Here is a 21,258-nt window from a genome sequence, read left to right as displayed (position 1 = left end):
CGAATGAATCAGGAGGCGTTCTGAAAAGTCTGGCCGTTCGCTTACTTGTTGGTACTGACAGTGAGCGGTATCGCGTTGGTGGACTTGGTGGATTGCAGCGCCGGAGTGGCTGCGGGAGCGGGCGGCGTGACCATCTTGGTCGGGCGGTTCGCCAAACCTTGTTCCAAGTCGCGCGTGCGCTTCTTGTTCAAGTTGGAGTGGGCACCCAGGATGGTGAGCAACAGGGCAAGCGCAAAGAAAATGCCCGCCGCCCACGTGGTCGCATGCGTCAGCACGTTACCGCTGCCGGCGCCAAACAACGCATCTGTGGCGCCGGAGCCGAACGCCTGCCCCAGACCCGCTTCCTTCTTGGGAAGTTGCATGAGGATCAACAACGTCAAAATGATGCAGTCAATCACCAGCACACCCGTCAACAATGTAATAAACAGTGACATAATTCAATTCAAAGACGCGTAAGGTAGCGGCTTTGGGGCCGAAATCAAATAGAATTTTTAATAATATCGGCAAAGCTCCGGACCTCGAGGGCCGCGCCACCGACCAGCGCGCCATCCACATCGGGTTGGCTCATGAGTTCGCGGGCATTGTTGGGCTTCACGCTGCCGCCATATTGAATACGCACTTTGCGGGCGGTATTGTCATCATACATCTTGGCCAGCACGCTGCGAATGAACGCATGCGTTTCCTGCGCTTGGGCGGTCGTGGCAGTCTTGCCAGTGCCAATCGCCCACACGGGTTCGTAGGCCACGATGGTTTCATCCATCTGCTGCTTGCTCAGGCCAGCGAGACTGCCGGTGACCTGGGTTTCAAGCACCTGGTTGGTCAGGCCGCCTTCGCGTTCCGCGAGGGTTTCCCCAACGCAGACGATCGGCTTCAACGAGGCGGCATGAACCGCCAGCGCCTTCTTGGCGATCAGCGCGTCGCTTTCCTTCTGGTACTGGCGGCGTTCACTATGGCCGAGAATGACATAACGCACCGAGAATTCCTTGAGCATCACGGCGGCGATTTCGCCGGTGAACGCACCCACGCCGTTTTCGCTCATGTTTTGAGCGCCCAGGCGGAGATTGGAATCCAGGATGGCTTTGGAAACGTCGCTCAAGGCGGTGAACGGCGGGCAGACCACGATGTCCACTTCCTTCACCGAACTGAGTTCGCGCTTGAGATCATTGACGAGGTGCAACGCTTCAGCAACGGTTTTGTTCATTTTCCAGTTGCCAGCGATAATGAGTTTGCGTGTTTTATCCATGTTATTATTAAATTTGAATGTTTGAGTTAAGGACGGGCCCCCCATCATGCGGGTGACCCGTCATAAATTTAAGGATTACTTCTCACTTAGGGCTGCGACACCCGGGAGGACCTTGCCTTCCAGGAATTCCAGGCTCGCACCGCCGCCAGTGCTCATGAAGGTGACTTTATCACCGAGTTTGGCTTTGTTCAGCGCCTTCACGCTGTCGCCGCCGCCAATGATGCTCTTGGCCCCCTTCTGGGTGGCATCCGCCACAGCTTGGGCCACCGCGAAGGTGCCCTTGGCGAAATCCTTGTTCTCGAACAGCCCCATCGGGCCGTTCCACAGCACCGTTTTGGCCTTGGCCAGCACGTCCGAGTATGCCTTGACGGTCGCCGGGCCGATGTCCAGACCCGCCGCGTTGTCCGGGCAGTTCAGGTCGCTGCTGACCGTGGGGTTTTGGAATTCGATGACTGGCTTGCCCTTCTTGTCGAGCTTTTCGGTTTTCACCGGGGTGGCGACCACGTCGTCCACCGGGAGCAGGAATTGCACATTCTTCGCCTTGGCTTTGGCGAGGGCGGACTTGGCAATATCCACCTTATCAGCTTCCACCAGGGATTTTCCGGTCTTGTACCCCTGAGCCAGGCGGAAGGTGTACGCCATGGCGCCACCGATGAGAATGGAGTCGGCCTTTTCGAGCAGGCGGTCAATGACCTTGATTTTGTCGGAGACCTTGGCCCCACCCAGGATGACCACAAACGGACGCACCGGTTTGTCGAGTTCATCGCCGAGGAACTTGAGTTCGCGTTCCATGAGCAGACCGGCGGCGCATTTGCCACCGCGCTTGGCGACCACGCGGGCCACCCCTTCAGTAGAGGCGTGCGCGCGATGGGCGGAACCGAACGCGTCGTTCACATAAATATCCGCCACCTTGGCCATCTTTTCAGAGAAGGCCGGATCGTTCTTCTCTTCTTCCGCATAAAAGCGAACGTTTTCCAGCAGGACGATATCGCCATCCTTCATGGCCGCCACCGCCGTTTCAACCTTCTCGCCGATACAATCATCCACAAAGGTCACGTTGCGACCGGTCATTTCCTGGAGCTTGACCGCCACCGGGGCCAAGGACATGGTGGATTCGCGCTTGCCATCGGGACGACCGAGGTGCGCCGACAAAATGAGTTTACCGCCCTTTTCAATGAGCAGCTTGAGGGTGGGCAGCGTTTCCTGGATGCGGGTGACATCCGTGACGACCATCTGGCCGTCTTTTTCTTCCATGGGCACGTTATAATCCACGCGCATAAACACGCGTTTGCCCCGGACATCAATATCGTTAACAGTCAGCTTTGCCATAAGTCGTTCTTTCTTTAGTTGGTTAAATCCTAAATAAAGGCGTGAGAATAACGAACTCCGCCCCTGAGTCAAAGCGATTTATTGCAAAATTAAGTGCAAAAAAATAGCCCAAAATGAACCATCCAAAAGCCATGGTGCCAAAATGTACCCTCGCTTGGTCAGTTGACCGCCCGTCCAACCCGGAAGCCAATATCTAGCGTGACGTTCCCGAAGGCACGGTGGGCGCGACTCAGGGGGTCTTCGGCAGATAGGGGCGAACCCGTTCGGCCAGCAGTTGGTAACCGGCGGCGTTGAAGTGGAGTTGATCGGCGATGAACAGGTCGGGCCGCGGTTGGCCATCGGCGCCCAGCGACATCGCGTAAGTGTCGATGTACTTCGTGAGCGGCGTCTGTTGGACGTAGGCCGCGACCAGCGAGTTGAGTGTCTTTTCCTTCTCCGCATTCTTCCAACGCTTGACGGATGGACACAGCCCGATGAATACGATCTCGGTGGCCGGCAGTTTCGCGTGAAGCTTGGCAACGAAATCCTTGAAGTCGGCAAAAACCTGCTCGGGAGACCGCCCGGCATTGATGTCGTTGCCCCCGGCGCGCAGGAAGATCATCCGCGGCTCGTAGGGGAAGATAATCCGCTCGGCGAAGTGCGTGGAATCAACAATTTCCGACCCGCCAAATCCGCGGTTGATCACGCGCTGACCGGGGAAATCCTGCGCAAGCGTTTTCCACATGCGAATAGTCGAAGACCCGATGAACAGCACCGCGCCTTTCGGCGGCGGCGTGGCGTGATCCTTCTGTTCAAACGCCGAGATATCCTTTTCCCACTTGGCGAAGTTGTGCTCAGCCCCGCGGGCGACCAACCACGGTGCAACGATAAGGCAGCCAACCAACGACCATAAAAACGTGATGCGTTTCATGGCCCGACAATAAACCCAGACAGGCACCCGCGGCAAGCCGATTGTTGTTTGGCAAGAGCCCAGCGAAGGAACGATCAATCCCCCAGATTTGGACAACGGCCAGATCTGAACTCCGCCACACCGAATGCTGCGCAACCGGTGTTTTAGGGGACCGCCTTTCCATTTCGACTTTGAACTCTGTGGGGCTTGAAAAAGTAGACTGCGGAGAGTTGGGGCGGGGAGAAAGGGATTGAACTGGACGACATTCACGTGACGCCTTTCAATGCTAAACTATGAAGCACGAATGAGAAAATCGCGAAATCACTCATTGCAGTCCGCCTCATAATTGGATAAATAACCTCCATGAACACGAATTTAAACCGCCGCCAACTGCTCAAGCTTTTAACTGCCGCCGGGTTCGGCGCGCCCTTTGCCACCCGTTTGGTCGCCGACGAAGCGGATAAAAACGCCAAGCAGGGTGCGGTGCGGGAAAATACGGTGGTCCCGGTCACGGCGCGTGACCGTTACCCGGCCCGACTGGTGGGCGACAAGATCATTCAGCCCGAACGTCCGCTGTCGGTCATGCACGAGACCGACGTGCTCGTTGTGGGGGGCGGCCCCGCCGGCTTTACTGCGGCCATTGCTGCCGCCCGGGCGGGAGCGAAGACCACCCTGGTCGAGCGTTACGGATATCTCGGCGGCCTTTGGGCGGGCGGGCTGGTGCTGCTGGTTTACCCGACCCACGCGACTGAAAATGGCGTGCTGACCAAAGTGGTGCGCGGCGTGGGTGACGAACTGCTTGAGCGCATTGCCAGCCATCCCGAGGGGTCCACCAACCGGGTCGGCCGGCCGGATCCAACCACCGATCCTGAGATCACTAAAATCATGATGGATGAGATGGTGGAGGAGGCGGGTGTAAAGATGTTCTTCCATTGCTGGGTGGCCGACGTGGTGATGGACGGCAATGCGGTGTGTGGCGTGGTGCTTGAAAGCAAGGCGGGCCGCCAGGCCATCCGGGCCAAGGTGGTCGTGGACGCCACCGGCGACGGGGATGTTTTTGCCGCGGCCGGGGCGGAGCACGAGCAACGCCTGCACGCCATCGGCCTGGTGCACCGGGTCGGCAACGCGGATCGTGCCGATATGGAAAAGCTGAAAGCTGCGGGGTTTAAGAATCTTGGCACGATTGAACCGCTATCCAGTGTGCGCTGGGTAAACCTGCGCGGCCCAAGCACGGATGGATTGAATATTGGCGAACTCAGCCGCCTGGAAGTCGAGCACCGGCGCAGCATTTGGAAGCGGATCGAGAAAATCCGCCAGAGCCCTGGAGGCGACAAGGTGTTTCTGCTTCAAACCGCCCCGCAGATCGGCGTGCGCATCACGCGGTTGTTGGCCGGCACACGGAAGATGACCCAGGCCGAGGCGCGTTCCGGAAAGCGGGCGGCCGATACAATTGCCATCGGTGGCACCTACGGTGCCAGTCAGAGCAAGCCTGGTTTTGCCATTCCGTACGGCGCGCTGGTGCCCAGGAAGGTGGACAACCTTATCGCTGCCGGACGTTGTTTGGATGTGGATACGCCGATGGTCGAGGATATGCGTCTCATCGCCACGTGTCTGCTGACCGGCCATGCGGCGGGGGCTGCGGCGGGGCTGTCCACCCAGAGCAAGTGTCGTCCGCGCGAGGTTGACGTGGCCCAACTTCGCAGTCTGCTGGTGAAACAAGGCGCTTACCTGGGCTAACGAATGGGTAAGACTTTGCTTGTTTGGCCCCGTTCATGCTTTTGCATGGTTGAATTAGCAATTGTATGCCAGCAAACATTTCTGCCATGTTCCTTTCCCGCAGAGTTTTAGTATTCATCGCCACCATCCTACTGGCACCGCTGCTGGCGCTCAAGGCGCAGCCGCTACGCATCATCGAAGCCGATTTCTGCGTCTATGGCGGCACCAGCGGCGGGGTCGCGGCGGCGGTGCAGGCGGCGCGCATGGGGAAGACGGTGGTGATTGCGGAGCCGGGCAAACATCTGGGCGGGATGACGAGCGGCGGACTCAGCGCGGTGGACATCGGGGATCCGCGCAGTGTCGGCGGCATCGCACGGGAGTATTTCACACGGCTCGTCGCGGCCTATGGCAAGACGCTGCAGTGGGAGCAGCCCCATGCAGCCAAAGGCGGCAGCGGCCACGGCACGGGCGGCGCGTATGCCATTGAGCCGCATCAGGCGGAGCAGGTGTTTGATGCCATGGCACGGGAGGCGGGCGCGAAGGTTCACTTCAAGGCACGGCTCGCTTCCGTCAGGAAGAGCAGGGCGCGCATCACGGAGTTCGTCACCGAGGATGGCACGGTGTTTCGCGCGAAGATGTTTTTGGATGCGACGTATGAGGGGGATCTGATGGCGAAGGCCGGCGTGAGCTACACGCTCCTGCGCGAGGGCAATGCGACGTATCGCGAGGTTTATAATGGCATCTACTACGACCCGCAATACAAGCCGCGCACCGGCCATTTGCAGCCGGGCCCGAATGGGCGGGTGAAAGGCGGGCAGGGTGCGTGGGACCGCGACTTCCCGCTCGACCCATATGTGGTGAAGGGCGATCCCAAGAGCGGCGTGCTCCCTTTGGTCCAGGCAGGTGAACCCGGCAAGCCCGGCGCACCTGCGCCCGGCGTGCAGGCCTATTGTTATCGTCTCTGCCTGAGCACGGCGGCGGATCGCCTGCCCATCACCCCGCCGCCGAACTATGAGGCAAAGCGCTACGAGATCGTCGTGCGTTTCATCGAGGCGTGCCAGGCGAACGGCGACGCCATGGACCTGCGCTGGTTTTCCAAGCATGACGAGCTGCCAAATCAGAAATGGGATTTCAACACGGCGACCTTCGGCGGCAATCTGCCCGGCGCGAGCCATGCCTGGCCGGAGGCCAGCTATGCCGAGCGGGAAAAACTCGCGCAGGAACAGCAGGGTTACCACCGCGGCCTCCTGCATTTCCTCGCCACCGACCCGCGCGTGCCGGAGAAGGTGCGCCAGGACATGCAGCGTTTCGGGCTGCCCAAGGATGAGTTCCCCGAAACCGGTGGCTGGCCGCACCAACTCTACATCCGCGAAGCCCGGCGCATGGTGGGCGACTTCGTCATGACCGAGCATCACACCTTTGGCCGGCAGATCGCCCCGAAGTCCGTCGGCCTCGGCAGTTATGGCACGGACTGCCACGAGATCCGCCGCATCGTGAAGGACGGCGTCGTGACTCGCGAAGGCAAGATTGGGACCGGCCGTGGTGGCTTCGGCCCGTATCAGATCGGCTACGACGCCATTGTGCCGAAGCGCAGCGAGTGCGAGAATCTCTTTGTCACCTTTGCGCTCAGCGCCAGCCACAGCGCCTTCGCCAGTATCCGCATGGAACCTGTGTTCATGGTCACCAGCCAAAGCGCAGCGACGGCGGCGTGCCTGGCAATGGATGCGGGCGTGGCGGTACAGGAAGTGGATTACGCCCGGCTGAAAGCACGCCTGGTAAACGACGGACAAAAATTATGACCCACGCAGACATGCTCCAACTGAAACGCTGGAACACGCCCACCATCTATAATGGCTGGGAGCAGATCACGCGCCATGACATTGCGGTGACAAGCTTCAACGTCGAGGAGACCCGCGATTTCATGCCGCAGATGGGGCCGATGGTCGGCCGCGCGATCACGGTGGTGTTCGAGCCAAGCAACCCCGCCCACCCAAGGAATAATCCCAGGGCGTGGAGCGAGTACCGCCGCTACGTGGCCAGCGTCTCCGGCCCGAAGATTGTGGTCGTGCAGGATCTCGACAAGCCCCGGGTAGTCGGAGCGTTCTGGGGCGAGGTGAACAGCAACATTCACCGCAGCCCAAAGGAGACCCATTTTCAGCGTAAGCACACGGCGATCAGCGAATATTCCGGTCACCCACCGCAGTCACGGGCGGACCTGGGCGGGGGCGCGGCGAAAATGGAACTGTTTCTCAGTGATTTGGCCGTCCACGGCAAAAGGACCAAACGTTGGCAATGACGGCAGCATGAAAGCAACCGGAACAACCATGAAATACGAATGAGGAAATCACTCATTGCAGCCCGCCTCATAATTGGATAACTGAGATCACTAAAATCATGATGGACGAGATGGTGGAGGAGGCGGGCGTTAAAACAACCTCATCGCTGCCGGACGTTGTTTGGATGTGGATACGCCCATGGTCGAGGATATGCGTCTCATTGCCACTTGTCTGCTGACCGGCCATGCGGCGGGGGCCGCGGCGGGGCTGTCCATCCAGAGCAAGTGTCGTCCGCGCGATGTGGATGTGGCCCAACTTCACAGCCTGCTGGTGAAACAGGGCGCTTGCTTGGGCTAGCCAGGCAGTCTGGTCATGGCAGCGCAAACATCCGGAACGCGCTGGGCACGTGAAAGTCAGGCTTGGACGATGTGGGGCGCACCCAGCTCAGCCAGTCGTCGTTCACCAGGCCTTGGGCGCTGGCGCCGGTGCCGTAAAAGTCGGCGCGGAATAGGCCCAGGCGTATTTCGCTGCCGCGCGCGATCGGACGGCCGAGCAACTGCGAAAGCGTCGCCAGCGGGATGGAGCCGGTGACGGAATAGCCGTCGGGCGTGCGGTGCGCGGAACTCTTCAACCCCGGGCAATTCCAGTCGTTGTCAAACTTCCGGTAATGGCTGGCCGCGTAGTCGTGCACCCGGCCGAGCGGGTCAATCTCAATGCACCAATAATGGCGCAGCTCCTCATCCGTCGCGAAAAAGAGTTCCACCCGGTCCTCGCTGGCGACCGTGGTTTCGTTGGTCCAGCGCCGGCTCACGATGATGTCGCGGTCTTCAACCGTGAAGGTGAAATGTAGCCGCTCCGCATCGGTATGCAGGCGGCACTCGGTTTTCGGTGCCGGCTTGTCTGACCACGGATACGTGAAATCGGAGATCGTCACACCGCGGTGAGGCGTCGTCGTGCAGCCCGCGAACAACGCGGTCAGCATGAGCAGCAGGGTTAGGCACTGCGGCGCTAAGGTTTTCACATCAATGGGTAATCGCATGGCCAATTAGGAAACCAAAAAACATGCCAAAGCGCAATGGACAAACATTCGCAATAGAGTGGGTACTCTTTGCAGAAAATGAGGACGAAATTTGCCCGCGAATGACGCCAATTCACACGAATGAAAAACCTCCGTCATGCAACCTCCATGAGGAGGTTCGGATGCTTCAGCGCAATTTTGAGCAATATCTTTGCTGGCCCGGTCGGCTCACGCCGTCCCTGCTCCCAGTTTTGAAGTGTGTCCGCGCTGATTCCCAACAGACCGGCAAACTTCGCTTGTGACAATCCCAGCTTGCTGCGAACCTTTACCAGGTCGTTCTTGGGGTCCACATGGAACACGCGCGCGGGCTTCAACGCGCCCCGCTTGATCTGACCTGCTTCCTGCAGGCTCTCCGTCAGTTGCTTAAATAATTCTTTTTTCATACATGGCCAAGCCTGGTGAACGTCGGCGTCTCAATGAATTCCATTCCTGAATAATGTACGCCATTGGCGTATATATGTCAACCCTCGGAATGCTGCCGTTCGATTGCTTTCGATGATCTTGCATCGTAGGCGGAGCGTCGGGTGACCCCCAACTCTTTGATTCCGTTCTCCGGGGACGGGACCGGGGAGATATGTTTTAAGATGAGTTGCTTTGCCCGGGTCGGTCATGTCGCCTCTACGGGGCTTTGGGATGGGATTTTCCGTACTTGCCCGGAATACCTTGGGTGCGTAGGGTCACCCTATGCGTTTCATTCCACGGGATGTAGCCTTTGGCGGACGGTGCAAAAGACCAAGTATCTGTAGTTTTGCGGTTCGGCTTGGTTCTGATGATGCTATTCAACCAAAGCGTCCCGCTGCATAGTTAGTACGACAACCTTATGAAGAAAATCTTCCGCAACGTCCTGGGTAGTCTGTGGTTCATTCACATAATGGTCATGCTTGGTATGAGTGCCCTCTTTGGCTGCATTATGTTGAAGCAGGATCTGTTGCTGCTTTGCGTGGCGCTATCTTTTGCGGGGGCGGTCTGCGGAGCGTTCATACGGGTGCTCGACGCAATTCGAGATCGAACCCAGAGTTGACGTTGCCAGGCTGGTTGTGCCATGCGTCAAAGGGATAAACCAAACCGGTCCAACCAGAGTTCACGTGTGAACAATACTGCATGGCAAAGACTTGCGGACTTGCCTTTTGCTGTGAGTTCAACCAGTGTTTGCGCACGCATCTATGCACCTACGCTCGATTTGTTTTGCGGTTGCCGCCCTGTTGCTGGCGCCGCTGGCGCCACTTAGCGCTGCCGAGTCTGCGCCCGGCACTTCGCGTGATTCCCACCTGAAGTTTGAAAGCGATTTCCGGGATGGCCTCGCCGGTTGGCAGACGCAAGGCAAGGCGCAATTCACGCATGATCCCACCGTCGGTCACAACGGTAACGGCGCAGCCCGGTTGACGATTCCCGCCGAGGGGACGCCATCGTGGCAGCAGTATTCCAAAACCTTCACTCCGGCCATTGACGACGATGAGTTCCAGGCTTCGGTGTGGGTGCGGACCGAGGGTGCGCGGGATGGCACCGGGGCCTATATGTGCCTGGAGTTTCTCGATGCGAAAAACCAGCGTGCCAGCATCGCGCATAGCACGGTGAACCTGGAAAACGGCGCGAAAGGGTGGCAACGGCTCACGGCTGAGGGCACGGCACCGAGCAATGCCGTGGCGGTGCGCGTCGGGCTGATCCTGCATGCGCGGGGTACGGCGTGGTTCGACGAGGTTCGCCTGGAACGCACGCGAGCTGGTGCCCCGCTGCCCGATCTGGGCAACGTGACACGGATTATCACGATTCACCCCGACACCATCACGCAGCCGCAGTTTATGGGCATGGGCTTTCACGCGTTTCATCACACGCATCCGATGAGCGACACCCTGAAAAATGAAGTGGTGTACAAACGTTGGCGGGAAATCAACCCGTCGTTCGCGCGGCTTAACGACAGCAACCGATGGACCCCGGAGCAGAAAGAGGAAATCGCCGATCACCTGCGGCGCATGAAGGAAACCGGCACGCAAATCTACATGGCGGCATGGGATCCGGATGATGTGCCACCCGGGGAGGCCCGCCGCGCCTATGCCAAAAAAGTCGCCGACCGACTGGAATGGTTCCGGCAAAAGGGTGCCGATCACATCCTGCTGTATTGCCTGAGCAACGAGATGCAGATGGGGCGCTGGGGCGCGCTGCTCAACGATCTGCCGAAGTTCAAGGATTACCACCAGGAATTGTTCAACGAATTCAAGGCGCGCAAGTTGCCTATTGGCCTGCTGGCCACCGACGCCTCGCCGCTGGCGAATTGGAGCACCATCGAATGGGCGGCTCAGAACATGGATGTAATTACGGCGGTCTATGGCGGGCACCATTATTTCAGCGAATACGCGCCGGATAACCCGCGCTTTTATGCGTGGTTCGAGAGCCGCCTGAAAAGCATCGTGGAGGTGGCGCACGCCAAACACAAGGAATTCATCCTCGGCGAATTTGGCGCGAAGTGCGACGGCCGCACCATCAACGGCAAAAAGATGGATGCCTGCGTGTATTTCGACACGCCGCTGGAGCCGTTCGTGGGCCTGCAACTTGCCGAGGCCGCGATTGCATCGCTCAACGCCGGTGTCCAGGCCATCGGCTATTGGACCTTTATGGATTTTCCGGACACCGTTGGCAAAACCTACGCGAACAAATGGGGACTGACGAAGTGGAGCGGCGACGACCTGTCAACGCGTGACATTCATTACGCGTATGGCCCGCTGGTGCGCTTTTTCCGCGGCCCGGCACAGGCGGTGGCGGTGGAAACCAAGGATCCATGGTTGCGTGCTGGTGCCGTGCGGCACGCCGACGGACGCTGGTCCATCGCCGTGGTGAATCGCTATAAGGCGGCGATGCCGGTCGAGATCAAGCTGCCCATTGAGCACTCCCAGCCGCTGGTATTCCGCAAATACCTTTACGATGCGGTCCACGTGAAGAAGCATCCCTTTGGCGACCTGCCGGGGCCGGTGGCGACGCTGACTTTGGCCGACGCCCTGCGCGATACCCTTGATCCGCAAACGCTGGTGATTTACACGACTGCCTACGATAATACCCCTCCCGCCCCGGTACGCGGCCTCAGCGTGAGCGCGGCGGATGCGGGCGCAAAAATCGTGATGTGGCAGCCCAGTGGCGACGCCGATTTTTGCTACTATCGCGTGTTCCGTGGCCCGCGCGCCGATTTTACGCCTGCACCTGACCAGCAGATCGCCTCGACGATTGCCACGCATTTTACCGACCAGACGCCGGTTCCGGGGGCGTTCTACAAGGTGGTGGCGGTGGATCAATCCGGGAATGCGAGCCAATGAAGCGCGTCCTCATAACGATAAAATCATGAAACACATCATATCACTGTTTGCCGTTGTTCTGGCGGGACAACTCACCCTGCTGGCCGCCGAAGGGCCTTTGCCCGTTAAACCGGGGCAACTGATCGTCGATGAAGATTTCTCCCGGCCCGATGCCACGGCGAAATGGCGCTGGGGCGCGGGGAAGTGGACGGTCTCGGATGGTGCGCTCAAGGGCACCGAGACGCCGGAGCGCAAACATGCAGCAGGGATCGCCTGCCAGCGTGTGTATCACGATGCCGTGATCCAATTTCGCTTTCAGTTCGCCGGCGGCAACACCGCAATGCTGCTGCTGCGAAACAAGTTCGGCAATCTCTGTCGGGTCACCATCACCCCGACCGGCATCACGATCACGAAAGACAAACCGAACTTGCCGAAGGACACGCCGGAGAAGGCCGTGGTGCTCGACAAGGCCGTGCTAAAGCTCAAGCCCGGCGAATGGTATGCCGTCACCGCTGTGGTTCAGGGCGAGGAATTCAGCGCCACACTGCAAGGGCACGCCACCCTCAAAGGACGCCATCCCGGCATCAACGTGGACAAGACTGAAATTGAGTTCCTCGCAGGCGGCGACTCGATTCTCTTCGACGACCTGAAAGCGAGTACTGTGGAACCAAACTGAGGCAGCGGAGCGAGCGTAATGTCCCCTTCGTTCATGGCCGCAGATCCGCAACTGTGTATTCCGGTTCCTGGTCACTGTAGGCCTTGGCCAACTGTCCGGTGGAGAAGCGCGACCACGCAGTACGCTCATCGTCCTCCGGGAGCACGAGCACAACCAGGCGGGCATCAACCTGGAGTTGACAAGGTTCATCAAACTGAACCTTCTCGCCGTCAAAATTACCGGCCAATCTCCACCTCGTACAGCATCCGTGCCTTGTCGTTGGCGGTAACGGAGAGGGGGATGGAAAGCCCCTCCGCGCCTTGGGCGTTCGCGGGGATTTCGCCCAACCGCTTGCCGCTGGTCGTCAAGCCATAGACCTTGGCGCGGCTGGCATCCTTGAGGTGGAGGTTGATGGTGGCGCGTCCGGCGCGGACCAGGTGCGGGAGTTTGCCCCACGCCAGCAACACCTGTCGGGCGCGGTCGCCGTAACGAATATCCGTGTTCTGAAGATCGGTGAGGTGGGTGATCAGGAGCCGCTTGCTCGTGGCGATCGGGTTGCCATCCAGGCTGCTGACCCAGACGGTGGCGTCCGTCTCGGTAATCTCGATGGTGGCCGCGCGCGTCATGATCTTCCGGCCCGCCGGGGCAAAGCCCCCGGCCGTCTGGGGCGTGTCCAGCGTGAGGATATTCTCGGGCGCGTCAATCGTGACCTCACCGTTTTCACTCTGAAAGAGGTTCTTCGCAACATCCGTCCGGTTGCCGGCGGGCAGCCAGCCGCGCGTGCGGAACTGGTCGAGAATCTTTTTGTCCGTCCCGTTGGCAAACGGATCGCTCTCGCCGCCGGTGAGCGCCAGCGCGAGCACATCCGGGGCCGGTTTGGTTTCGGTGCCAAGGGTCCAGCCCACCCGGGTGAGCCAGGCCAAGGCGTGCCACGACGGGGTCTTGTCGCGGGACGACTTGGGAGAATCCAACAGCGCCCGGGGATCAGCGGTGATCGCGATCGCGTGTTTGGCTGGCGCGAGATCGCCGCGCAGGAAGAGGCAAAGGCTGGCACGTTCGGCGGCCTGGTTCAACGGATCGGTGGCGACGTCGAAATAATTCAACGCACCCGGGCGTGAAAGGCTGTCGCGGCTGTGACTATAGGCAAAGCGCCAGATCCCATCCCAATCCTGGACCGCGCCCAAGGCGCCTGTGAGGATGCCGCCGACCCCACGGAACCGACCGGGGGCGGCATAGTTGAATTCGGTGATGGTGAACGGCTTGCCATACACCCGCGTAAAGGCGCAGCCCCGGCCGCCCGACGCCCCTCCAGCAATGGGGCTGGTATTGGCGCAACGCGACGGCAGCGACCACGGCCGTTCCATGAAGTGCGGATGATCCACGTAGAAATGGTCGTCCACATAGTCAAAATCCCCGCGCGCCGCCTGCATCTGAAGCGGATTGGTCCACGCGTTGAGGTCGGTCAGCAAGGCGTGGCAGCGCAATTCCTCGCGCAGAAACTTGCGGGTGCGTGCCACGAAATCACGTTCGGTCTCGGTCAGGAACACGTTGAACTGCGTGGCGGCGGCCGAGCCCGCATACACGTTTTGCAGGGGCACATTCCCCTTGGCCGGGTCCTGGTCGTCCGGCAGCTTGCCGAGCGCCTGCACCAGCGCCGGGCGATTCGGATACCGGGCCGCCAGCCAGCGATTCCAGGCGCGCTGCCAGTCGTCACGCAATTTGCCCTTCAGGCCGCCGATGAAATTGCCCGGGCAATCCTCGTTCACCAGGCTGAGCCACGCCAGCGCGGGATCATCGGCATAGCGGAGCTTGGTGTAGGGGTTCTGGTGATCCAGCAACGTCCGGGCAAAGGCCTGGTAGTTCGCGAACGCACGCTCGTTGACGTGCACAGCCATCTTGAATTCATCCATGCCGATGTTACCCGGTTCGCCCTCGTAGATGGCGGCGGCCGGGACGGGACGGGAAACAAACAGATCAGTGGTGATGTAAATACCGCGCTGCTTGAGCGCCGCAAAGAGATAATCGAAAAGCTCAAGCTTGTCAGCCTTCAATTGGACACCCGTCCCCGGCGAGCGGTCCACCAGTTCGCCTTCGTAATGATGCACCCGCAGCGAGTTGTAACCCAGCCGCGCCAGCCGTTCGGCGAGGCGATCGGACTCCGCGTGCGAGAGCGATAGCGCGGAGAAACAGAGATTGATGCCGTAGAAACGCTCGGGCGTCTGCGGGCGTTTCTCGAACGTGAACTTGCCCTGCGGACTGGCCAGCACGCGGCCAAACTTGCCGGCGGGGGAATGATGGGGCACCACCGTGCTGAAATCCAACGCCGAGCCGGGCTCAATGTCCAGGTCCACGTCCAGCGGCAGCCAATCCGCACCCGCGCGAATGGTCACCGGCCCGTCCTCCTCCAGCTTCAATCCGGTATCCGAGCTGAGCGTGAAACCCAGCGTCAGGGTCTTGCCCGCCGGCCATGCCTCGGTGCCGCTGAATTGCGGGCCCATGCGCACCGAAAACGTCTCGCCCCACTGTCGATCATCCTGCACCAGCACAGTGGTCGTCTGGGCAAAGTCCAGCCGCAGGGCTGCTCCAGCAGCGCTGGTGAGCGCCAGGGATTTAGTTGGCCCGGAGCGCAAGCCGGCGTTCTTGTACTGCGCGGGGAGTGTTCCGGTCTGTCCGTCCGCCACAAAACTTCCACCGGCCCAAAGCGGGGAAGGCAGGGTCAGGCTGATATGCAGGCTATTCAGTTTCAGGGTCTGCCGCGGTGTCAGGCGATAATCGAACTGGGCGCCGTTCGCCAGCGCGGTGACACGCATCTCCACGTCCACAACCGCACCGCCCGGAGCGAGAATCTGACCGCGATGCACGCCGCCCTGCGGCGCTTCGCCAGCCTTGCCCGCGCTCATGCTCGCGGACCGCCAGGGCGCCTCGAATAATCCGGCGACCAGCGTGCCAAATTCCTTGCCGCCGCGCTCCAGCCGCGCTCCGCCCGCAGGCGCAATAACCGTGGTCCAGGGGCTGGTAGTTTCCGCCCCGTCCACGGTGACCAGAGCGATGCCGCAAATTACCAGGATAAATAAACGATTCATGCCGACACTCTAATGACTGCCAGGATTTATGGCGAGCACGAGTTTTGCCCATGCTATCCCCCCAGGGCTGCATTAAGCTCGTTTTGGTTCAAGCTGGAAGCGGTGGATCGGGTGTTCCCAGTGCAGCGGAATCACCCGGAAGAAAGTGAAGCGATTATGCCTGTTCCCTCAGCCGGACAATGAAAATCCTCTCCCCAGCAAGAGGAAACGTCCCAAAAAGTTGTTCTGCTATCAGTTCAAGCCGAATAGTGGCGCTCACACGCTGTTTCACTTCTGTAAGCTCTGCTCAACGCCGATGATAAAATCCATGATCCGCGTCGGATACCAGCCATGACTCGGGTTGAGTTTTTCCGGGTTGCCTTGCTTGATGATTTCCAACTGCAGCTTCGCCGCCGGATGCCCGCAGCCGAGCAGCTTGGTTTTGGTTTCCGCCCAGTTCTCCGTGTAAAACTTGTACCCCCGATCTTCTTCGCCAACGATCACCTTAATCTCCAGCCGGGCACGCTCCGGCGAATTTGGCAACGGAATGTGTGCCTCATCCACGCCGCGCCCCGCATAACTCCCGGAATTGATCATCGCCCCCTTGAGCAGTTCTGGGTGGGCAAAGACGAACATGAAGACAATATGCGTCGAGGACGAAAAACCCGTGATGTAAACCTTCTCCTCCCCATGATAGAGCCTTTGCACATCCTGGATTACCGCCCTGACGCCCTCCGAATCGAATTTGCCGCGCGCGACTTCGTCTCGTCCATCCGTGGCCGCATCGGCGGCGCTAATGGCAGTGGCGACCGCGCCGCGATATTCGGTCATGGTGGCCACCCGGTCGGCATTGATTACAAAAGGCTGCACAAGGATGAACTCGGCCTTGCGCGCATCCCGTTCCCGCGCAAACATGGCCAAGGTGGCTCCCTTATCCCCGTAATGGGCGCTGGGGGCCACCAGCACCGGCCACTTCCGGTTGGCGGACCAGTTTTTGGGCAGTGAAAGGTAGTACTTCATCGGGTGGGTCGTGGCCGTCTGAACTGGGGGAGGCGGCGCAATTCCCCCGCCCTTTTGCGCTTGGGTGGCCGGCGGGGTGGCCGCTCGAACTGCGAGCACGCAGGACAGGATGAGCACCGAGGTGGCCAGGGCACACTGCTTTTTGAGTGAAAACATAGGCGTATTCGTTACTCCATCGCGGGGTTGTGCAACCAGGCCCCCACTTTTTGGTAGGCCGCGACCGGGAAGTCATGTTGGCCAACGTCTTCGCATAGGAACGTCCCCTTGGCGCCGGCGGCGATGGCCGCATCCAAAATCTGCTGCGCCCGCGGCTTGGACTTGACGTTGCTGGAAACCATCATCACCGTCTTGCCTTTCAGCCAGTCGTAGTGCTTCAGCTTGCCGCCGCCCTCCACGAACAGGAACGCCGAGAAAAGCCGGCTCACTTCACCATCCGACCCATCGATCAAGGCCGCGGTGGCGTGCGCGCCGTTGGAAAAGCCCCCCAGCACGCGATGCGCCGGGTCGAGGTTCGGAACAAGCGCTTCCACCTTGTCCAGCATCGTCTTGAAGAAAGGCCACATGTATTTGCCGTCCGGCTCGACCATAATGTATCCGAAGCCGGGGGTCCACGGCTTGTCCGCCTTGAATAGTGGCATGCTGACACAGACGAAATCCTGCTGCCCGGAAATCCCGCGGGCGACGCCGAGGGTATCCCCAGTGCCGCCGTCGCCGCCGTTCAGATAAACCAGGAGCGGGTGTTTCCTGGCGGGATCGTAGTTCCGCGGCAGCAGCACGGTCATCTGCGCCTTCAAATCCTTCTTGGCGTATAGCGCGTAGAACGTAGGCGGCATCTCGGGGAACGTGATGGTAAGCGTGTTGCCGGGCACCAATTTGGGCGCCGGCTCGGCGGCGAACGCTCCCGTCGCCAGGCTCACCGCGAAAACCAAACTGGTTATGATTGGACTTGGCCGCATGTTCATCAGGCGGGAGGTTAGCTCTGGCTCCAGAAAAGTAAAAGCGTTTAATACTCACTCTTGGCCTTCCAGAGATCCAGCACATGACGCGCATGAGGCCCGTACGGTTCATTGGCCAAATCCGGGGCCGGCCGCGCGCCCGGACGCTCCGCCGCGCGCGAAAGCCCCGCCAGCCAACCGAGGCCAACCAGGGCCGCCATTAAAAACCGTCCGATGTTCATCCGATTCAATTCAACCTGCATGGCCAAACACGCTGACGCTCCCGCGCCAACTCGTCCAGCAAATTTTCAAATTGACCCGAGGGGCCTTTTTAGGGATGGTCGGCACCGTGATAACCAACTGGCCACCGGAAACCATGAACGAGAAGGGCGTTAAGGAAGACTGTAAAGCACAGCCCGAGCAACCATGAAACAACTTGTTACACTCTTATGGCTGACCCTGCTGGTCACAGGCATGCTCCTGGGCGGCGAGTCCTCAATCGTCGCAGGGGTGGGGACGAATGACCCAGCCCTTAAGGCAAGAGCGGCACTGCTGGAAAAAGCCAGCAGCATCAAATTGCCAGAATTCCGGCTGGCCGGTGCTACCCTGGCTGAAGCCGCCCTGAAATTGGAGGAAGCCAGCAAGCAGCACGACGCCAACCACAAAAAAGTCAACTGCATCTTAGACGTTCCCGCCAAGGCCCTTTCAGGTCCGAAGATTACATTGCACCTCAAAAATGTGACCTTCGCTGAAGCTGTGGAGCGTGTTGCGCAGTCCGCTAGCGTTCGCTTTTCGGCGGAGGCTTACGCCTTTGTGTTTTGGGGTCCCGGAAATCATGACTGACCGGCTGAACAATAAAGGCTATATTGCTACGGATCGAAGCGACGCCAGCAAATACAGCAGAAACGGGACCATTCAATAACCCAACCACGGACTGTTTCGCATTGACCCGAGGGGCCTTTTTAGGGATGGTCGGCACCATGAAAACCAACTGGCCAGCGGAAACCACGAGCGAAACGGGCGTTCAGGAATACTGTTAGACATATGGGAACGATAAGCCCCATTCGAGACTGGCGTATTGACATCGGAGGTGGCTCCTACGGTTTGGTGCAGTGGAGTGAGGGAACCTCTCAGGTCTATGTTGGAAAGTTCTTTTGCCTTCTCCCTGTGTCACCGCCGGTTGTCGCCCCTTGCTTCATCATTTTCGTATTCCTGCTCGTTTTCGGACTGAGCCGCGCGGTGGGGTGGTTCAAAGAAAAGGTAGACTCAAATGCATAACCAGTCGAAATGGGCCAATCAATAATCAAACCATGGTCCATTTCGCATTGCCCCGAGGGGCCTTTTTAGGGATGGTCGGCACCATGAAAACCAACTGGCCTTCATGGCACAATGGGGCTTGTCCTTGATGTTCGCACTTACATCAATCGGATCAGTAATTGGCGCACTGGTGATGTTCCTTCTTTAAGACGCTGACGCTGATCATTCCCGGCTCCTTACCATCCCATCTCAAATGCCCGTTTAGTTTCCCCCACTCATTGGTTGCGCTGGTCACGAGGCGAGAGGACTAATTTGACTTTCAGATGGTTTGGCGGGATACTAGCGCTATTGATACTACGGATTTGAAAGTGGCGGATGATTAGACAGACCAGTTTATGGTTCACCGGCATCTTAACCATCAAGAGTTGAGCCTTGCGGCCATTGACGATGTAATCGCGCGTGGCAAACGCAAGGATTGGGAGGAGTTACGCCTGGCAATCCTGGCCAAGCCCGCCGTTTTGGAGAAAATTCAAAAGGTTTGCCGCGCGCATATCGGCGATCCCTACGCGCAACGCTATCATTTCTGGATGCACTATGCCGCAACCCACCTCGCTGCCTGATTGGGAACAAGTTCTCTCCGCCGCCGCACGGCTGCAACAGTTGTTGCCGGAGGCGGTGCTGGTGGGCGGGACCGCCTCGGCCATCCACGCCCGGCACCGGTTCTCGCGGGATGCGGACCATGTGTTGCCGGGGTTGCGGGAGCATTACGACGAAATCCTTGCGCAATTGGAGTCGGTGGCCGGCTGGAAGACGGCGCGCATTCAGCGGCCGGTTCAAATCCTGGGCAACCTCGACGGCATCGAAACCGGCATTCGCCAGTTGATTCGGGAGCAACCTCTGGAAACCACGGTCGTCAATTATGGCGAGCAGACGATCACCTTGCCGACAAAAGAGGAGATCCTGCGCATCAAAGGCGCGCTAATCTTGAAGCGGAATGCAACGCGCGATTACCTGGATTTTGTGGCGCTGGCCGAACAACTCGGCGCGGAGAAGATCGCCGAAGCGTTGCGGAATTTTGACCGTTTGTATCCCCAGCGCAACGACGAATCGGCGTTGCAGCAATTACAGATTCAACTGGCCAATCCCCTCCCTTACGATTTGGAAGAGACACGGTTGACTGAATACAAGAACCTTTCCAAAAAGTGGCAAAATTGGCAGACGGTCAAGGACGCCTGCACCCGCTGTGCCACCACCGTCTTTGACCGCATTGCCGCATTGGAACAGAAAAAGCGAGATGAGGCGGAATGAGCCGCAGCTTCCGAACCATGCGCGATTATGCACCATCGAACCCCTCGCAAAATAGGGGCAAGCAATAACCAAACCACAGGCTGTTTCGCATTGACCCGAGGGGCCTTTTTAGGGATGGTCGGCACCATGAAAACCAACTGGCCAGCGGAAACCAGGAATGAGAAAGGCGTTCAAGAATACGACTGCCGTTAGCCGCTATGAAGAAAGGAATTTATGAAGCGACATAGCGTCCTGATGAGCATTGTAATTTTAATATGTCTTGCTAGTGTCGGGTGTATTCATCAGCGTGTGCAGACTGTGCTGCTTAATCCTCAAACAGATCCTTACGTTTTCCATTTAAAACTGTTTAAGACAAAAGATATAAAGGCGCTTTCACCCGCCTTACAAATCATCGCTAACGATGATCGCTTCCCAGTGATCAATCGGCGGATCACCATCATGCAGCTATTAAAACAGAATTATCACCCAGGCATGACATTGGATGAATTGGCGCACTTGTTTGACCATCCGAAATGGCTCAATGATTCAGACATATACGATTTGCCACCTATGGCTGGAACTGTACCGATATGCCCGTATCCCGGAGAAAGTGCATTCCGGATGGAGTTACTTCCAAAAGATGGAAAAGAAGCAGTAATGCTTTGGTATAGATTAAGTGGATTCGTGACACGTGATGACTTCAGTAAATCCGTTAGGCAAGGAAAAGCGGCTCCAGCAGTGCCTGGCATTCAGGTCCTGTCAATTGGCAGCAGCGAACCATGTGTTAAGGACTGGAGGTTGTGGAATGCTTTTGGAACCGACCCAGATGGAATTGCTGGGCAATTAAAATATTAAACAGGGGAACGGGCCTACCCTGGCGGCAATCATGGAATGGAACATCCCTCCCTTTCAGGGCGGCGGCAATCAGGTGGTTCTTCGTTTCCTTGGGGCTTCACCCCAAGCTGTCACATTACGGGCTTTCAGCCCGGCGCAGATTGCCAAATATAACTCATATTTTTTTCTGCATTATCTTGTTGAATCCTGCCAAGGACTTGATAAGTTTTGCGCGTTACAGCAAGGACCTAAAGAAGGAACGACATGGATCGTTACGGGCAAATGGTTGCGGTTTCGGGTATCATTCCGACCGAGCAACTGGACGCGCCGCCAAGCGCGCCCCCCGCCATTTCCCCCGCCCCCGCCCAAACCGTGGCGCGCCTAATCGGCGTATCT

20 protein-coding genes are annotated in these 21,258 nt (G+C 58.7%); 10 read left to right on the top strand and 10 right to left on the bottom strand.

What is annotated here, in order from left to right; translation table 11 throughout:
- Positions 1 to 41: 41 nt before the first annotated feature.
- The 4 genes from secG to WCO56_15260 form a co-directional block, all read right to left on the bottom strand.
- Positions 42 to 434, bottom strand: a complete 393-nt coding sequence (gene secG, locus WCO56_15275) for a preprotein translocase subunit SecG (protein MEI7730935.1) — start codon at positions 432 to 434, stop codon at positions 42 to 44.
- Positions 435 to 478: 44 nt separating this feature from the next.
- Positions 479 to 1,243 (bottom strand): triose-phosphate isomerase, encoded by a 765-nt coding sequence (gene tpiA, locus WCO56_15270; protein ID MEI7730934.1) that lies wholly within the window; start codon positions 1,241 to 1,243, stop codon positions 479 to 481.
- 75 nt (positions 1,244 to 1,318) lie between these two features.
- Positions 1,319 to 2,572: a phosphoglycerate kinase gene (locus WCO56_15265; GenBank protein MEI7730933.1), complete on the bottom strand. Its 1,254-nt coding sequence runs from the start codon at positions 2,570 to 2,572 to the stop codon at positions 1,319 to 1,321.
- Positions 2,573 to 2,801: 229 nt separating this feature from the next.
- The gene (locus tag WCO56_15260) at positions 2,802 to 3,482 is read right to left on the bottom strand and encodes an SGNH/GDSL hydrolase family protein (protein MEI7730932.1); all 681 of its coding nucleotides are present in this window, start codon (positions 3,480 to 3,482) and stop codon (positions 2,802 to 2,804) included.
- Positions 3,483 to 3,824: 342 nt separating this feature from the next.
- On the opposite strand from WCO56_15260, the gene WCO56_15255 reads away from it, so the two are divergent.
- The 4 genes from WCO56_15255 (at position 3,825) to WCO56_15240 (ending at position 7,810) form a co-directional block, all read left to right on the top strand.
- Entirely contained in the window at positions 3,825 to 5,198 is a 1,374-nt protein-coding gene (locus tag WCO56_15255; GenBank protein ID MEI7730931.1) for an FAD-dependent oxidoreductase, read from the top strand.
- Between the two features lie 65 nt (positions 5,199 to 5,263).
- Positions 5,264 to 6,976, top strand: a complete 1,713-nt coding sequence (locus WCO56_15250; protein MEI7730930.1) for an FAD-dependent oxidoreductase — start codon at positions 5,264 to 5,266, stop codon at positions 6,974 to 6,976.
- Positions 6,973 to 7,473, top strand: a complete 501-nt coding sequence (locus tag WCO56_15245; protein MEI7730929.1) for a hypothetical protein — start codon at positions 6,973 to 6,975, stop codon at positions 7,471 to 7,473. The genes WCO56_15250 and WCO56_15245 overlap by 4 nt, the downstream gene beginning before the upstream one ends.
- A gap of 142 nt (positions 7,474 to 7,615) precedes the next feature.
- The gene (locus WCO56_15240) at positions 7,616 to 7,810 is read left to right on the top strand and encodes an FAD-dependent oxidoreductase (protein ID MEI7730928.1); all 195 of its coding nucleotides are present in this window, start codon (positions 7,616 to 7,618) and stop codon (positions 7,808 to 7,810) included.
- Between the two features lie 13 nt (positions 7,811 to 7,823).
- Here WCO56_15240 and WCO56_15235 read toward each other — a convergent pair whose 3' ends face one another.
- Together WCO56_15235 and nadS are read right to left on the bottom strand one after the other, a co-directional pair.
- Entirely contained in the window at positions 7,824 to 8,492 is a 669-nt protein-coding gene (locus tag WCO56_15235; protein ID MEI7730927.1) for a carbohydrate-binding family 9-like protein, read from the bottom strand.
- Positions 8,493 to 8,626: 134 nt separating this feature from the next.
- Positions 8,627 to 8,914, bottom strand: a complete 288-nt coding sequence (gene nadS / locus WCO56_15230; GenBank protein MEI7730926.1) for a NadS family protein — start codon at positions 8,912 to 8,914, stop codon at positions 8,627 to 8,629.
- A 780-nt stretch (positions 8,915 to 9,694) separates the two neighbouring features.
- On the opposite strand from nadS, the gene WCO56_15225 reads away from it, so the two are divergent.
- Positions 9,695 to 11,833: a hypothetical protein gene (locus WCO56_15225; GenBank protein ID MEI7730925.1), complete on the top strand. Its 2,139-nt coding sequence runs from the start codon at positions 9,695 to 9,697 to the stop codon at positions 11,831 to 11,833.
- Positions 11,834 to 11,858: 25 nt separating this feature from the next.
- Entirely contained in the window at positions 11,859 to 12,488 is a 630-nt protein-coding gene (locus tag WCO56_15220) for a hypothetical protein (protein MEI7730924.1), read from the top strand.
- A gap of 215 nt (positions 12,489 to 12,703) precedes the next feature.
- On the opposite strand, the gene WCO56_15215 is transcribed toward WCO56_15220, so the two are convergent.
- The 4 genes from WCO56_15215 to WCO56_15200 all read right to left on the bottom strand — a co-directional run bounded on the left by WCO56_15215 (position 12,704) and on the right by WCO56_15200 (position 17,747).
- Positions 12,704 to 15,550, bottom strand: coding sequence for a hypothetical protein (locus tag WCO56_15215; protein MEI7730923.1), 2,847 nt, complete (start codon positions 15,548 to 15,550; stop codon positions 12,704 to 12,706).
- Between the two features lie 267 nt (positions 15,551 to 15,817).
- Positions 15,818 to 16,705 (bottom strand): hypothetical protein, encoded by an 888-nt coding sequence (locus WCO56_15210; protein ID MEI7730922.1) that lies wholly within the window; start codon positions 16,703 to 16,705, stop codon positions 15,818 to 15,820.
- An 11-nt stretch (positions 16,706 to 16,716) separates the two neighbouring features.
- Positions 16,717 to 17,511, bottom strand: coding sequence for a hypothetical protein (locus WCO56_15205; GenBank protein ID MEI7730921.1), 795 nt, complete (start codon positions 17,509 to 17,511; stop codon positions 16,717 to 16,719).
- A gap of 41 nt (positions 17,512 to 17,552) precedes the next feature.
- The gene (locus WCO56_15200) at positions 17,553 to 17,747 is read right to left on the bottom strand and encodes a hypothetical protein (protein MEI7730920.1); all 195 of its coding nucleotides are present in this window, start codon (positions 17,745 to 17,747) and stop codon (positions 17,553 to 17,555) included.
- A 163-nt stretch (positions 17,748 to 17,910) separates the two neighbouring features.
- Between WCO56_15200 and WCO56_15195 the strand changes: the two genes are divergently transcribed.
- The 4 genes from WCO56_15195 (at position 17,911) to WCO56_15180 (ending at position 20,883) form a co-directional block, all read left to right on the top strand.
- Positions 17,911 to 18,327, top strand: coding sequence for a hypothetical protein (locus WCO56_15195; GenBank protein MEI7730919.1), 417 nt, complete (start codon positions 17,911 to 17,913; stop codon positions 18,325 to 18,327).
- Positions 18,328 to 19,136: 809 nt separating this feature from the next.
- Positions 19,137 to 19,361 carry a hypothetical protein gene (locus WCO56_15190; GenBank protein MEI7730918.1) on the top strand — a complete coding sequence of 75 codons (225 nt, stop codon included), beginning with the start codon at positions 19,137 to 19,139 and terminating at the stop codon, positions 19,359 to 19,361.
- Complete coding sequence (locus WCO56_15185; protein ID MEI7730917.1) at positions 19,336 to 20,049, top strand: nucleotidyl transferase AbiEii/AbiGii toxin family protein; 714 nt, start codon at positions 19,336 to 19,338, stop codon at positions 20,047 to 20,049. The genes WCO56_15190 and WCO56_15185 overlap by 26 nt, the downstream gene beginning before the upstream one ends.
- Before the next feature lie 234 nt (positions 20,050 to 20,283).
- The gene (locus WCO56_15180; protein ID MEI7730916.1) at positions 20,284 to 20,883 is read left to right on the top strand and encodes a hypothetical protein; all 600 of its coding nucleotides are present in this window, start codon (positions 20,284 to 20,286) and stop codon (positions 20,881 to 20,883) included.
- The last annotated feature ends 375 nt before the right edge of the window (positions 20,884 to 21,258 follow it).

Source organism: Verrucomicrobiota bacterium (genome assembly GCA_037139415.1).
Lineage (GTDB): Bacteria > Verrucomicrobiota > Verrucomicrobiia > Limisphaerales > Fontisphaeraceae > JBAXGN01.
Note: the sequence above shows the minus strand (reverse complement) of the source record. Positions and strands in the feature narration are given on the sequence as shown.

What these genes read in the sequence shown, in the direction of transcription:
- tpiA (MEI7730934.1), bottom strand. Translation starts at nt 1,243, where the DNA reads ATGGATAAAACACGCAAACTCATTATCGCTGGCAACTGGAAAATGAAC.
- WCO56_15245 (MEI7730929.1), top strand. Translation starts at nt 6,973, where the DNA reads ATGACCCACGCAGACATGCTCCAACTGAAACGCTGGAACACGCCCACC.
- WCO56_15235 (MEI7730927.1), bottom strand. Translation starts at nt 8,492, where the DNA reads ATGCGATTACCCATTGATGTGAAAACCTTAGCGCCGCAGTGCCTAACC.
- secG (MEI7730935.1), bottom strand. Translation starts at nt 434, where the DNA reads ATGTCACTGTTTATTACATTGTTGACGGGTGTGCTGGTGATTGACTGC.
- WCO56_15180 (MEI7730916.1), top strand. Translation starts at nt 20,284, where the DNA reads ATGAGCATTGTAATTTTAATATGTCTTGCTAGTGTCGGGTGTATTCAT.
- WCO56_15260 (MEI7730932.1), bottom strand. Translation starts at nt 3,482, where the DNA reads ATGAAACGCATCACGTTTTTATGGTCGTTGGTTGGCTGCCTTATCGTT.
- WCO56_15250 (MEI7730930.1), top strand. Translation starts at nt 5,264, where the DNA reads ATGCCAGCAAACATTTCTGCCATGTTCCTTTCCCGCAGAGTTTTAGTA.
- WCO56_15195 (MEI7730919.1), top strand. Translation starts at nt 17,911, where the DNA reads ATGAAACAACTTGTTACACTCTTATGGCTGACCCTGCTGGTCACAGGC.
- WCO56_15265 (MEI7730933.1), bottom strand. Translation starts at nt 2,572, where the DNA reads ATGGCAAAGCTGACTGTTAACGATATTGATGTCCGGGGCAAACGCGTG.
- WCO56_15220 (MEI7730924.1), top strand. Translation starts at nt 11,859, where the DNA reads ATGAAACACATCATATCACTGTTTGCCGTTGTTCTGGCGGGACAACTC.
- WCO56_15210 (MEI7730922.1), bottom strand. Translation starts at nt 16,705, where the DNA reads ATGTTTTCACTCAAAAAGCAGTGTGCCCTGGCCACCTCGGTGCTCATC.
- nadS (MEI7730926.1), bottom strand. Translation starts at nt 8,914, where the DNA reads ATGAAAAAAGAATTATTTAAGCAACTGACGGAGAGCCTGCAGGAAGCA.
- WCO56_15190 (MEI7730918.1), top strand. Translation starts at nt 19,137, where the DNA reads ATGGTTCACCGGCATCTTAACCATCAAGAGTTGAGCCTTGCGGCCATT.
- WCO56_15200 (MEI7730920.1), bottom strand. Translation starts at nt 17,747, where the DNA reads ATGCAGGTTGAATTGAATCGGATGAACATCGGACGGTTTTTAATGGCG.
- WCO56_15215 (MEI7730923.1), bottom strand. Translation starts at nt 15,550, where the DNA reads ATGAATCGTTTATTTATCCTGGTAATTTGCGGCATCGCTCTGGTCACC.
- WCO56_15225 (MEI7730925.1), top strand. Translation starts at nt 9,695, where the DNA reads ATGCACCTACGCTCGATTTGTTTTGCGGTTGCCGCCCTGTTGCTGGCG.
- WCO56_15185 (MEI7730917.1), top strand. Translation starts at nt 19,336, where the DNA reads ATGCCGCAACCCACCTCGCTGCCTGATTGGGAACAAGTTCTCTCCGCC.
- WCO56_15255 (MEI7730931.1), top strand. Translation starts at nt 3,825, where the DNA reads ATGAACACGAATTTAAACCGCCGCCAACTGCTCAAGCTTTTAACTGCC.
- WCO56_15205 (MEI7730921.1), bottom strand. Translation starts at nt 17,511, where the DNA reads ATGAACATGCGGCCAAGTCCAATCATAACCAGTTTGGTTTTCGCGGTG.